Annotated in this window: 10 protein-coding genes; 7 read left to right on the top strand and 3 right to left on the bottom strand. The window is 70.7% G+C overall.

Annotated features, from left to right (window positions below):
* Positions 1-32: 32 nt before the first annotated feature.
* Positions 33-749 (bottom strand): deoxyribose-phosphate aldolase, encoded by a 717-nt coding sequence (gene deoC, locus ACLBWJ_RS13415; RefSeq protein ID WP_282501281.1) that lies wholly within the window; start codon positions 747-749, stop codon positions 33-35.
* 92 nt (positions 750-841) lie between these two features.
* On the opposite strand from deoC, the gene ACLBWJ_RS13410 reads away from it, so the two are divergent.
* The 5 genes from ACLBWJ_RS13410 to ACLBWJ_RS13390 all read left to right on the top strand — a co-directional run bounded on the left by ACLBWJ_RS13410 (position 842) and on the right by ACLBWJ_RS13390 (position 7,556).
* Complete coding sequence (locus ACLBWJ_RS13410) at positions 842-1,054, top strand: heavy-metal-associated domain-containing protein (RefSeq protein ID WP_023955083.1); 213 nt, start codon at positions 842-844, stop codon at positions 1,052-1,054.
* On the top strand, positions 1,054-3,321 hold the full coding sequence (locus ACLBWJ_RS13405; RefSeq protein ID WP_282501280.1) for a heavy metal translocating P-type ATPase: 2,268 nt from the start codon (positions 1,054-1,056) through the stop codon (positions 3,319-3,321). The genes ACLBWJ_RS13410 and ACLBWJ_RS13405 overlap by 1 nt, the downstream gene beginning before the upstream one ends.
* A 26-nt stretch (positions 3,322-3,347) precedes the next feature.
* Complete coding sequence (locus ACLBWJ_RS13400; protein WP_274178749.1) at positions 3,348-3,992, top strand: hypothetical protein; 645 nt, start codon at positions 3,348-3,350, stop codon at positions 3,990-3,992.
* A gap of 210 nt (positions 3,993-4,202) precedes the next feature.
* Entirely contained in the window at positions 4,203-6,356 is a 2,154-nt protein-coding gene (locus ACLBWJ_RS13395; RefSeq protein ID WP_447660536.1) for a DEAD/DEAH box helicase, read from the top strand.
* A 171-nt stretch (positions 6,357-6,527) separates the two neighbouring features.
* On the top strand, positions 6,528-7,556 hold the full coding sequence (locus ACLBWJ_RS13390; protein WP_023955073.1) for a 6-phosphofructokinase: 1,029 nt from the start codon (positions 6,528-6,530) through the stop codon (positions 7,554-7,556).
* A gap of 81 nt (positions 7,557-7,637) precedes the next feature.
* Here the strand turns inward: ACLBWJ_RS13390 and ACLBWJ_RS13385 are convergent, their stop codons facing one another.
* Positions 7,638-9,029, bottom strand: a complete 1,392-nt coding sequence (locus tag ACLBWJ_RS13385; RefSeq protein ID WP_282501279.1) for a threonine/serine exporter family protein — start codon at positions 9,027-9,029, stop codon at positions 7,638-7,640.
* A gap of 154 nt (positions 9,030-9,183) precedes the next feature.
* Here ACLBWJ_RS13385 and ACLBWJ_RS13380 point away from each other — a divergent pair, with 154 nt between their 5' ends.
* Positions 9,184-10,470: an aspartate kinase gene (locus ACLBWJ_RS13380; RefSeq protein ID WP_112617213.1), complete on the top strand. Its 1,287-nt coding sequence runs from the start codon at positions 9,184-9,186 to the stop codon at positions 10,468-10,470.
* Positions 10,471-10,565: 95 nt separating this feature from the next.
* A complete protein-coding gene (gene thrC / locus ACLBWJ_RS13375; protein WP_447660535.1) occupies positions 10,566-11,969 on the top strand; it encodes a threonine synthase in 1,404 nt (467 codons plus the stop codon).
* 150 nt (positions 11,970-12,119) lie between these two features.
* On the opposite strand, the gene coaBC is transcribed toward thrC, so the two are convergent.
* Positions 12,120-13,331 (bottom strand): bifunctional phosphopantothenoylcysteine decarboxylase/phosphopantothenate--cysteine ligase CoaBC, encoded by a 1,212-nt coding sequence (coaBC, locus tag ACLBWJ_RS13370; RefSeq protein ID WP_447660534.1) that lies wholly within the window; start codon positions 13,329-13,331, stop codon positions 12,120-12,122.
* Positions 13,332-13,381 lie beyond the last annotated feature (50 nt).

Genomic DNA, 13,381 nt, shown 5'->3' with positions numbered 1-13,381 from the left:
TCGCGCGCCCGTGCGGGCCGCAGCCCGCGGGATCAGTACGACGACTCGTCGACCGCGCCGGTGGCAGCGCCGCCGGCCTCGAGTCGGCGCGCTTCGCCGAGGATGGTCGCGCTGCCGCTCGTGCCGAGGCGCGTGGCGCCTGCGTCGAGCATCGCGACGGCGTCGGCGAAGCTGCGCACGCCGCCGGAGGCCTTGACCTGCACGGCCTCGCCGACGTTCTCGCGCATGAGGCGGACGTGGGGAACTGTCGCCCCGCCGCCGGCGAAGCCGGTCGAGGTCTTGACGAAGTCGGCGCCGCCGGCCTCGGTCAGGCGGCTGCCGCGGGCGATCTGCTCGTCGTCGAGCAGGCTCGTCTCGAGGATGACCTTGACGATCTTGCCTTCGGCGGCCTCGACCACGGCGCGGATGTCGTCGACCACGACGTCGTCGAAGCCCGAGCGCAGTGCGGCGATGTTGACGACCATGTCGAACTCCGAGGCGCCGTCCGCGGCGGCCTGACGGACCTCGGCGACCTTCGACGCCGTGGACGTCGTGCCGTGGGGGAAGCCGATGACCGTACCGACGGCGACACCGGTGCCCGCGAGACGCGCGACAGCGTGCGGGATGTCGGAGGGGCGTACGCACACCGAGAAGACTCGCCACTCGGCGGCGATGTCGAGCTCGGCGTCGACCTGGTCGCGGGTCAGCTCGGGCTTGAGGATGGCGTGGTCGAGGGTCGCGGCGAGCTCGCGCTCGGAGATCGTGGACATGCTTTCAGCGTACGCCGTCCGGATCTCGAGGCATCGACGGGAATACCCCTGGGGGGTATCCTGTTGTCGTCGCTGAACCACGAAGGAGCATCATGACGACTCAGACCTACACCGTCGAAGGCATGACCTGCGGGCACTGCGCCGCAGCGGTGACCCGCGAGCTCGGGCTCGTCCCGGGCGTCTCCGACGTCGCCGTCGACGTCGACGCCGGCACCGTCGCGGTCACGGCTGTGCAGCCGCCCGACGACGACGTCGTCTCGGCCGCTGTGGCCGAGGCGGGCTACACGGTCACCGGACGCCGCTGATGAGCGCGGACACCGCCGGGCGGGAGAGCAGCCATGCCGTCCTCGACATCGAGGGGATGACGTGCGCGAGCTGTGTCGCCCGGGTCGAGAAGCGGCTGCAGCGCCTGGACGGTGTCCACGCGACGGTGAACCTCGCGACCGAGTCGGCGCGCGTCGAGCATCCCGCCGCCGTCTCGGTCGACGACCTGGTCGAGGCCGTCGGCCAGGCGGGGTATACCGCTCGAGTGCGCTCCTCTCCGGCGCAGCATCCGGCGGAGCATCATGACGCTCCGGGCCACCAGCACGACGTCGAGGACATGCCGGGCCAGACCACTCTGCGCACCCGGCTGATCTGGGGCATCGTGCTCGCCGCGCCCGTCGTGGCGCTCGGCATGGTGCCGGCGTGGCAGTTCCCCGGCTGGCAGTGGGTGTCGCTCGTCCTGACCGCGCCGGTCGTGTTCTGGGCGGGTTGGCCGTTCCACCGCGCCACCTTCGCGAACGCGCGCCACGGCGCGCTGACGATGGACACGCTCGTCACATTGGGCACCTTCGCGGCCTTCGCCTGGAGCCTGTGGGCGGTGCTGTTCGGCTCCGCCGGGCGCATCGGCATCCGTCACGATGTCGTCCTCTTCGGCCCCGTGCACGACCCGACATCGCTCGTCTACTTCGAGGTCGCCGCAGCGGTGACCGTGCTCATCCTGCTCGGTCGCTACATCGAGCAGCGCTCGCGGCGACGTGCGGGCGCCGCGCTGCGCGCCCTGCTCGAGCTCGGGGCGGCGGATGTCGAGCTGCCGGACGGGCGTCGCGTCGGCATCGACGCGCTGCATGCGGGCGACGAGTTCATCGTGCGGCCCGGTGAGAAGGTGGCCACCGACGGCATCGTCGTCGACGGCGCGGCGGCGGTGGACGAGAGCATGCTGACGGGCGAGTCGGTGCCCGTCGACGTCGGCCCCGGTTCCGAGGTCACCGGCGGCACGATCGCCTCCGGCGGACGGTTGCGGGTACGCGCCACCTCGGTCGGCGACGAAACCCGCCTCGCGCATCTGGCGCGGCTGGTCGACGAGGCCCAGTCGGGCAAGAGCCGCGTGCAGCGTCTCGCCGACCGCGTCTCGGCGGTGTTCGTCCCCGTCGTCATCGTCGTGGCAGTGCTGACCCTTCTCGGCTGGGTCATCGCCGGCGCACCGGTCGCCGCGGGCTTCACCGCCGCCGTCGCGGTCCTGATCATCGCCTGCCCGTGCGCACTCGGGCTCGCGACGCCCATCGCCGTCCTCGTCGGCACCGGCCGAGGCGCCGAGCTCGGCATCCTCATCACCGGTCCCGAAGCCCTCGAGGCCGCCGAGCGCATCGACGTCGTGCTCATGGACAAGACCGGCACCCTCACCGAGGGGCGGATGTCCGTCGCCTCGGTCGTCACCGCGGCCGGAGCCGATCGCGACGACGCGTTGCGGGCGGCCGGCGCCGTCGAATCCGCCTCGGAGCACCCGATCGCGCGCGCGATCGTCGCAGCCGCTGGCACCGTGCCGCCGGTGACGGAGTTCACGGGCGTCGCCGGAGGCGGCGTCAGCGGCGTAGTCGAGGGGCGCGAGGTCACCGCGGGGAGCGTCGCCTTCGTCACCCAGCGACTGGGCGAGCTGAGCTCCGAGCTCGATGAAGCCGCGCGCGACGCCGCGGCATCCGGTGCTTCCGTCGTCGCCGTCGGCTGGGACGGGGCGGTCCGTGCGGTCATCGCGGTCTCGGACCGGGTCCGCGACGACGCCCGCGAAGCCGTGGCGCGGCTGCACCGCACCGGGGCCTCGGTGGTCCTGGTCACCGGCGACAACGCCGGCGCCGCGGGGGCGGTCGCCCGCGAGCTGGGCATCGACGACGTGGTCGCCGACGTGCGTCCCGAGGGCAAGCTCGAGGAGGTACGGCGCCGCCAGGCCGCGGGGAAGCGCGTCGCGATGGTCGGCGACGGCGTCAACGACGCGGCCGCCCTCGCCGCTGCCGACCTCGGCATCGCGATGGGCGGTGGCACGGATGCCGCCAAGCACGCCAGCGACATCACGCTCACCGCTGGCAGCCCCCGGGCCGTGGCCGAGGCGATCGAACTCAGCCGCCGTACCCTCGGCATCATTCGCGGCAACCTGTTCTGGGCCTTCGCCTACAACGTCGCCGCCGTGCCGCTCGCGGTGGCCGGTCTGCTCAACCCGATGGTCGCCGCGGCCGCCATGGCGTTCTCGAGCGTCTTCGTCGTGCTCAACAGCCTGCGACTGCGATCGGCGTTGCGGCCCGCGCGCCGGAGCGCGTAGCCGACCCGGCTCGTTAGGATCAGTTCATGGCCGTCAGACACCGCACAGCTCTCCGCTTCATCCCGGTCGTCACGGCGGTCGCGCTGCTGGCTACGGCATGCGCGACTCCCGCCGGCGGAGCTGCTACACCCGCGCCGTCCGAGTCGGCCGCGACGCCGTCGCTCGCGCCCACTCCGTCGGAGACGCCAAGCCCTGTCGAGACGCGGTCGACAACCGACGAGATCAATCTACCGTCGTCATGCGACGAGCTCTTCACGGGCGATCTGCGCGCCACGCTCGACGCTGAGATCGCCCCGCTGAACGACCCTGGCGTGACGATGTACTCGACCGAGAACGCCGAGGCCCTGACGGTGCTCGAATCGGGGGTGCCGAGCTTGCGTTGCACGTGGGGAAAGCCCTCCGACCGAGGCATCGCGACCACCGTGGCACTCGTCTCGCCCGCCCAGTCCGAACTCATCGCTGACGCGTTGTCCACCGCGGGCTTCGGCTCAGAGGAAGCTTCGGGAGGCGTTTACTTCCGGACATCGCAGCAGATGCTCTCGATGGACGAAGAAGTCGTCGACTTGGGTGAGACTCACTTCCTTCGCGGGAACGCCTGGGTGTCGACGCGGTGGGTCAACTACAGCCCCGATTCCTACACCCCCGGCATCGTCGCTCAGCTCTGGCGCTGAGTAACGCCCCGCATCGCGGGGCGCGCCGGTCATGGCATAGAATGGTGAGCGGGGACATCGTCGGGTTCGACGCCGCAGCTCGCTGAAGCGAGTGCCCGTGGCCGACCGACGCGAACGCCCTTCGCTCGCATGACGCTCCGGTGTCCGTTCGAGCGGCACCTCGTACGTTTCCGTCACGACGGAACTCCGGCACTCAGGCTCAGGAGGAGCATGCCGACCATGGCCACCGCCGCAGCGACCGCCAACCGCCGACGGAGATCTTCGTCCGCCCGACGCGATGATGACGCGCCGCTGATCCCGATCTTGGCGCGCAAGGTGCGCGAGGTCGAGGCCAAGGCCCAGCGCGGAAAGCTCGGACCCACGAACCGCGTCAAGTTCCAGGTCATCGCCTTCTTGGTGCGCGAAGAGCGCGCGCGGGTGAAGGCCGACGAGAACGTCTCCACCGCCGCCCGGGCGGAGCTGCTCAAGCGGCTCGACGGCGTCGCCACGATCCTCGCGAAGACGGCCGCGCGCGACACGTCTCTCATCCAGCTGCTCGAGGTCGACCAGGCGACGTCGCCGGTGGCGAAGCGGATGCGGCGCGACTGGCTTCTCGAGTCGGGTGCCGAGCTGCCGGAGGACGAGCTCATCATCACCGATGCCGCTCCGGTTCAGGCGCCCGTCGTGCCCGCGGCTCTCGCCGACCGGCAGGTCACACCGCCGCAGGTGATCGCACGACGCGAGGCGAACCCCTTCCTCGCGCCCGACCTCGAGCTGCACGCGCCGCACGACACCCCGCGTCGGAGACTCGACGGCTGGGAGTTGATGGGGCCGCTCTACAAGGCGTTCGAGTCCGGCGCCGGCGGGGCGGCTGCCTCGATGGACCTGCCTCCCGTGCCGGAGTTCGACCGCCTGTCGCCCAAGGGTCTCGAGATCATGCCGCACCAGTCGCGGTTCCTCGAGTCGGTGCGAGCCGGTCACCGCTCGTTCCTGCTTGCCGACGAGCCGGGTCTCGGAAAGACGGCGCAGTCGGTGCTCGCAGCATCCGTCGCCGGCGCCTATCCGCTGCTGGCCGTCGTGCCGAACGTGGTCAAGATGAACTGGGCGCGCGAGGTCGAGCGCTGGACGCCGCAGCGACGCGCGACCGTGATCTCGGGCGACGGCGATCAGATCGACGCGTTCGCCGACGTCTTCATCGTCAATTACGAGGTGCTCGACCGCCACCTCTCGTGGCTCGGTTCGATCGGCCTGCGCGGCATGGTCGTCGACGAGGCGCACTTCATCAAGAACCTCAGCTCGCAGCGTTCGCAGAACGTGCTCGCCCTCGCGGGCCGCATTCGCGAGCAGGTGCGCGACCCGCTCATGCTGGCCCTCACCGGAACCCCGCTGATCAACGACGTCGAGGACTTCGACGCGATCTGGCGGTTCCTGGGGTGGACCAACGGCGAGAAGCCCGGCCCCGTGCTCATGGAGCGTCTGGACGAGACCGGCCTCACGCCGGCCGACAAGGCGTTCTATCCCGCTGCCCGCGACGCCGTCATCTCGATGGGCATCGTGCGCCGCAAGAAGAAGGACGTCGCCGCCGACCTTCCCGACAAGCTCATCGCCGACCTGCCCGTGCAGCTCGACGACGAGTACGGCCGGTCGATCCGCCAGGCCGAGCACGAGCTCGGCGAGCGTCTCGCCGCGCGGTACCGCCGGATCATCGAGGCGCGCGGCGACCGTGTGCTCATCGGCGAGGCCGACTCCGACATCGTGCGCCTCGTCGCGACGCAGGAGCTCGAGGAGTCGAAGGCCACGGGCACCGGCGCCGAGAACGTCTTCACGATGGTCCGCCGCATCGGCCAGGCCAAGGCCGTGCTCGCCGCCGACTACGCGGCCCAGCTGCAGCGCTCCGTCGGCAAGGTCGTGTTCTTCGCCAAGCACATCGACGTCATGGATGCCGCTGAGGCCCACTTCGCGGCCGCCGGGCTGCGGACCGTGTCGCTGCGCGGCGATCAGAGCGCGACGGCACGCCAGGACGCGATCGACGCGTTCAACAACGATCCCGATGTCGCCATCGCGGTGTGCTCGCTGACGGCTGCCGGCGTCGGCGTGAACATGCAGGCAGCCTCGAACGTCGTCCTCGCCGAGCTGTCGTGGACGGCGGCCGAGCAGACGCAGGCGATCGACCGGGTGCACCGCATCGGTCAGGAGGAGCCCGTCACCGCGTGGCGGATCATCGCCGCTCACACGATCGACACGAAGATCGCCGAGCTCATCGACTCGAAGCAGGGTCTCGCGGCTCGGGCGCTCGATGGTGAGGCCGTCGACCCGACCTCGAGCGACTCGGTGCAGCTGTCGGCTCTCATGCACCTGCTGCGTCAGGCGCTCGGCGCGGACTGAGCCGTCCTCTCCGCTGTTCGTCGGTGGTCGGAGGGCGCGCCTGGTCGCATCCGCACGGGCCTCGCGAGTTCTCCCGGCGGGCTCGCCTGGCAGCACCCGCGCCGCGACGATAGTCTCGACCTGAGGCAGCGTCGCCACACTCCACCCTGAGCAACAACGAAGGATCTCCCCATGAAGATCGGCATCCTCACCAGCGGCGGCGACTGCCCCGGACTCAACGCTGTCATCCGAGGCGTCGTGCTCAAGGGCACCACCTCGTACAACATCGAGTTCGTCGGCATCCGCGACGGCTGGCGCGGCGTCGTCGACGGCGACTTCTTCCCCCTCACGCGCCACGAGGTGAAGGGCCTGTCGAAGGTCGGCGGAACCATTCTGGGTACGAGCCGCACCAACCCGTACGAAGGCCCCCGTGGCGGCGCCGAGAACATCGCGGCGACCCTCGACAAGCACCGCATCGACGGCATCATCGCCATCGGCGGCGAAGGCACGCTCGCTGCGGCCAACCGTCTCGCCAACGACGGCATCAACGTCCTCGGTGTGCCGAAGACGATCGACAACGACCTGAAGGCGACCGACTACTCGTTCGGCTTCGACACCGCCGTCAACATCGCGACCGACGCGATGGACCGCCTGCGCACGACCGGTGACTCGCACCAGCGCTGCATGGTGGCCGAGGTCATGGGCCGTCACGTCGGCTGGATCGCCCTGCACGCCGGCATCGCCGCCGGCGCCCACGTCATCTGCATCCCGGAGGTGCCGATGTCGATCGAGGAGATCACGGCGCAGGTGACCAAGGCGTTCGACCGTGGCCGCGCCCCGCTCGTCGTCGTGTCGGAGGGCTTCAAGCTGAAGGGTCAGGACGAGGCCTACAGCGACAAGGGCCTCGACGCGTTCAACCGTCCCCGTCTCGGTGGCATCAGCGAGGTGCTCGCTCCCGAGATCGAGCGCCTGACCGGCATCGAGACGCGCGCCACCGTGCTCGGTCACATCCAGCGCGGCGGCTCGCCGTCCGCGTTCGACCGTGTGCTGGCCACGCGCCTCGGGCTCGCGGCGGCCGACGCGCTCGTCGACGGTGCCTGGGGTCAGATGGTCTCGCTCAAGGGCACCGACATCGTCCGCGTCTCGTTCGACGAGGCCCTCGGCGAGCTGAACACCGTTCCGCTGTACCGCTACGAGGAGGCCGCCGCGCTGTTCGGCTGATCTCCGCGTCGCTTCGTCTCGGCCGCGTCCGCGGCAGGTTCCCCGCCTGCTCGTGACGCGGCCGTTTCGCTTCTCTCGGTTTCAGCGCACCCGCGCGCGCGCACGGATGACCGACCCCAGCGACGCGCGGAGCGGCTGGCCGAGGTAGATGCCGAGCGACGCGCCCACCGCCAGGGCGATGCCGACGGTCGCGGCTGCCGCGAGGGTGCTGAATCCGGTGAGCAGGGTCGCCGGGCTGTCACCCGACTCGACCACGCCGAGGAGCCCGCGGAACACCGCGGCACCGGGGACCATGGGCAGGATCGCCGCCGTCGTGATCGCGACAGACGGAACGTGCAGACGATAAGCGGCGAGAATGCCGACGAGGCTCCCGACGAACGCGCCGACGCCGCTCGCCGCCGCCGTCTCGAAGCCGAGCGAGGCCGCGGCCACGTATCCGAGCCACGCGACGATGCTGAGCGCGACGCTGACGACGATGATGCGGAGCCCGGCCCCGTTGATGACGGCGACGGCGAGGGCGATCAGACCTGCGCCGAGGAACTGCAGCGGCACGGGTCCGAGCGGCAGCGCCTCCGTCGGGGCCTCCAGGCCCAGCCCGATGACTCGCGCGGTCTCGATGCCGGCGAGGATGCCGAGCACGACGCCGAGAGTCTGCGTCACCAGCTCGAGGATGCGGCCCATCGCCGTCAGCGCGAAACCGTCGATGGCGTCCTGAGCCGCCCCGACCACGGTGAGGCCCGCCAGCATCAGCACGATGCCCGAGGCGACGATGACGGAGGGGCGCATGGTCATCGCGGCCTCCCACCCCGTCGCTCGAAGAAGCGGGGAGGCCGCGGCGACGATCGTGAGCACGAACGCCCCGGCGATCTGACTGAAGAAGAACGGCACGCGCGCCCGGCCCAGGAGGAACTGGGTCACCGCCGCCGACCCCGCGGCGAGGAACGACAGCACGATGACGAGCCAGTTCGCCCCGAACATCACCGCGACCCCGACCGCCAGCAGCGCCTGCGCGGCGACGGCGACGGGCTGCTGATACCGGAACGGTGTGCGACGGATGCCGCGGAAGCGCAGGGCCGCGGCATCCAGGGGGAGTCCCGACCGGATCTCGGCCACGAGCGCCTGCAACCGCTGCAGCCGTGCATGGTCGGGCGCGGCGCCGCGGACCACGCGCATGAGCGTGATCGGTCGGTCCTCGCCGCTGCGATGGTGCGCGACGGTGATCGAGTTGTACGTCACGTCGACGTGCACCGGGTCGAGGCCGTAGACCCCCGAGACCCGCACGATCGTGAGGGTCACTTCGCTGGCCGGCGAGCCCGCCACGAGCATCGTCTCGCCGAGTCGGATCGCCAGGTCGAGCACCCGCACCGCGAACGCGTCGTCGATCACCGGGAGCATCTCCGTCGCCGGGCCGCCGGCCGGATCGGAGGTGTGGACGAGCGCATTCAGCGCCGTGAAGAGCGAGCGGCGTCCCATGGGTTCCAGCCTAGGTCCGTGCGCCCGGGGCCTCGCCCGCGGGCGGGTCGTCACATGGCGCTGCGCGCATGGGACGCTCCGTAAGATGGTCCGGTGGGCGCGGCATCCGGGCGCCCGTAGCAATCGCGCCGGCACCGGCATCCGGGAGTCCCACATGGCATTGATCGTGCAGAAGTACGGCGGGTCGTCCGTCGCCGACGCGGAGAGCATCAAGCGGGTCGCGAAGCGCATCGTCGACACCCGCCGCGCCGGTCACGACGTCGTCGTCGCGGTGAGCGCGATGGGCGACACCACCGATGAGCTGCTCGATCTCGCGAACGAGGTCGCACCGATCCCGGCTCCCCGCGAGCTCGACATGCTCCTGAGCTCGGGCGAGCGCATTTCGATGGCGCTCCTGGCGATGGCCATCCACTCGATGGGCTTCGAGGCACGGTCGTTCACCGGCAGCCAGGCGGGCATGATCACGGATGCCACGCACGGTGCCGCGCGCATCGTCGACGTCACGCCCGTGCGGCTGCGCGAGGCCCTCGACGAGGGAGCGATCGTCATCGTCGCGGGGTTCCAGGGGTTCAACCGCGACACCCGCGACATCACGACGCTCGGCCGTGGCGGATCCGACACCACGGCCGTCGCGCTCGCCGCAGCGCTCTCGGCCGACGTCTGCGAGATCTACAGCGACGTCGACGGCATCTACACCGCCGACCCGCGCGTTGTGCCTAAGGCTCGCAAGCTCGGCGTCGTCTCGGCGGAGGAGATGCTCGAGCTCGCCGCGAACGGCGCCAAGGTCCTCTACATCCGTGCGGTGGAGTACGCCCGCCGTCACGGCGTCATGATCAACGCCCGGTCGACGTTCAGCTCGGGGTCCGGCACGTTCGTGCTCGGTCCCGGGATGACGCTGCCCGAAGGCCGAAAGGAAGAAGAGATGGAAGAGCCGATCGTCGCGGGCGTCGCCACCGACCTCAGCCAGGCCAAGATCACCGTCATCGGCGTGCCCGACGTCCCGGGCAAGGCTGCCGAGATCTTCAAGATCGTGGCGAAGTCGGGCGCGAACGTCGACATGATCGTCCAGAACGTCTCGGCGGCCACGACGGGTCGCACCGACATCTCGTTCACGCTGCCCAAGACGGATGCGACCGTCGCGCTCCGCGCCCTCGCGGGCGAGCAGAGCGAGGTCGGCTTCGAGAGCCTCGTGCACGACGATCAGATCGGAAAGCTCTCCGTCGTCGGTGCCGGGATGCGCACGCACTCGGGCGTCTCCGCGACGCTGTTCGAAGCGCTGTCGAACGCCGGGGTGAACCTCGAGATGATCTCGACCTCGGAGATCCGCATCTCCGTCGTCGTCCGCGGCGACGAGCTCGCCGAGGCGGCTCGCGTCGTGCACACGGCGTACGGGCTCGACGGCGACACCGAAGCGGTCGTCTACGCCGGCACCGGGCGCTGACGCCCCGCCGGCCGTCGACGCCCCGCCGACGCCGGGCAGGCGCGGCACCTGCGACAATCGAAAGCCGTCCCCGACCCGTCACCGAGGAGCCCCGCGTGCTGTACATCTCGACCCGAGGCGGCGCTGAGCCGCTGCCGTACTGCGATGCTCTCCTCGAGGGGCTCGCGACCGATGGCGGTCTCGCCGTGCCGCAAGAGATGCCCTCGGTCTCGCCCGAGACCCTGGAGCGCTGGCGGGCTCTGACCTACCCGCAGCTGGCCACCGAGGTCCTGGCGCTCTTCGCCACCGACATCGAGCGCGACGACCTCGCCCGCATGACCGAGGCCGCATACGCTCCCTTCCCCGATGCTGTCGTGCCGCTGCGGCGGATCGGTGGCGGGATCACGCTGGTCGGGCTCTCCGAGGGCCCCACGCTGGCCTTCAAGGATCTCGCGATGCAGTTCCTCGGTCAGGTCGTCGAGCACGCTCTCGCGCGCACGGGGTCCGTGCTCAACGTTCTCGGTGCGACCTCGGGCGACACCGGATCGGCCGCTGAGTACGCGCTGCGCGGCAAGGAGCGCATCGCCGTGTTCATGCTGTCGCCGCAGGGCCGCATGAGCCCGTTCCAGCGGGCGCAGATGTTCTCGCTCGACGAGCCGAACATCCACAACATAGCCATCGAGGGCGTTTTCGACGACTGCCAGAACCTGGTCAAGGAGCTCGCGGGCGACCTCGAGGTCAAGCGGTCGCTGCACCTCGGCGCGGTCAACTCGATCAACCTCGCCCGCATCACGGCGCAGGTCGTCTATTACTTCTGGGCCTGGCTGCGCGCGACGGACGCCGACGGCCACGCCGAGGTCTCGATCACGGTGCCGTCCGGCAACTTCGGCAACATCCTCTCGGGGTTCTACGCGCGCGAGATGGGTCTGCCGATCCGCCGGCTCGTGCTGGCGGCGAACGAGAACAACGTGCTCGACGAGTTCTTCCGCACCGGCATCTACCGTCCGCGCTCCGCCGCGCAGACGTTGCAGACCTCGAGCCCGTCGATGGACATCTCCAAGGCCTCGAACCTCGAGCGCTTCATCTTCGAACTCGTCGGGCGAGACCCCGAGCGCGTCGTCGCGGCGTGGAAGGATCTCGAGTCGCAGGGTTTCGCGGACTTCTCCGCCGACCTCGCTCGCTTCACCGCCGAGTTCGGCATCGTCAGCGGAACGTCCACGCACGCCGACCGCCTCGCCACCATCCGCGCGGTCCACGAGGAAGCGGGCGAGATCATCGACCCGCACACCGCCGACGGAGTCACCGTTGCTCGCCAGTACATCGAGCCCGGCGAGGCCATGCTCGTCCTCGAGACCGCCAAGCCCGAGAAGTTCGCGGAGACCATCCGTGAAGCCATCGAGATCGACATGACGTACTCCGATGAGCTGCAGGCGATGCTCGATGCGCCGCAGCACGTCGTCGACCTGCCCGACGACGCCGCCGCACTCACTGCCTTCATCCGCGAGCGCGCTCTGAGCTGATCCCGCCCGTCCGCAGTCGGCCCCGCCGAGGCGTGCCGGTGGCGATACAGCTGCAGGACCGGTGGTGCTGGTGTCGCCTCCGCGTGACTCTGAGTGCGCGTGGGCACCAAACATCCGACGGATGTATCGCGCCCGGCCAGGGGCTGAGCGTCAGCTCGCGGCGCGTAGCGCGACGATCGCGTCCCAGATTGCGCGCGCGACGGCGTCCTTCGGGCCGGAGGCTTCGGCGACGACCGCGCCGCCGTCTCCGATGACGGCGACGGCGTTCTCGCCCGCACCGAAACCGGCGTCCCACCCGACCTCGTTCACGACGAGGAGGTCGACGCCCTTGCGGTCGCGTTTGCGTCGCGCGCGCTCCAGCAGGTCGTCGTCCCGGGTCTCGGCGGCGAACCCGACAACGGTCTGACCGTCGCGGCGAGCGGCGGCGAGCCCTGCGAGGATGTCGTCGTTCGGCACCAGCTCGATCGTCTCGAGCGGACCGTCCTCCTTCCGCAGCTTGTGCTCCGACACTCGAGCGGCGCGATAGTCGGCGACGGCTGCGACCATGATGACGATCTCTGCCGCGGCGGCGGCATCCGACATCGCCCCGCCGAGCTCAGCCGCGGTCTCGACATGCTGGACCGTGATGCGCGGGTGCGCGATGGCGGCGTCGAGAACGCCGGCGTCGACGGATGCCGCGACGAGCGTCACCGTGGCGCCGCGCCGCGCCGCCTCGACGGCGATCTCCGCGCCCTGACGACCGCTCGACCGGTTGCCGAGGAAGCGCACGGGGTCGAGCGGTTCGCGGGTGCCCCCGGTCGAGACCGCGACGTGCAGGCCGTCGAGGTCGGTCGGCGCGGGGGACACCAGCGCGAGAGCCGCCGCGACGATGTCCTCTGGCTCCGACATGCGGCCCGGGCCGCTGTCGCCGCCGGTCAGCGGGCCGTCCGCGGGCCCGACGAGCAGCACGCCGCGCTCGCGGAGCGTGGCGACGTTGGCGGCGGTCGCCGGGTGCCGCCACATCTCGGTGTGCATCGCAGGGGCGACCACGACGGGTGCCGTGGTGGCGAGGAGCGTCGTGCCCAGCAGGTCGGATGCCAGACCCGCGGCCATCGACGCGATCATGTTGGCCGTCGCGGGCGCGACGATCACGAGGTCGGCGCTCTGCCCCAGGGCGACGTGCCGCACACGCGCGACGTCGTCGTGGACGGACGTCGTGACGGGGTTGCGGCTGATCGCCTCCCATGTCGTCAGGCCGATGAAGCGCAGCGAGTCCTCGGTGGGGATGACGTGGACGTCGTGCCCCTGCTGGACGAGCAGCCGTACGAGCTGGACGCTCTTGTAGGCGGCGATGCCACCGGTGACCCCGACTACGATGAACATGCCCCCGATCCTCCCACGGCCCCGGGCGGGGTGCGCGGATCGACCACCGG

This window comes from Microbacterium sp. M4A5_1d (genome assembly GCF_053345465.1).
Note: the sequence above shows the minus strand (reverse complement) of the source record. Positions and strands in the feature narration are given on the sequence as shown.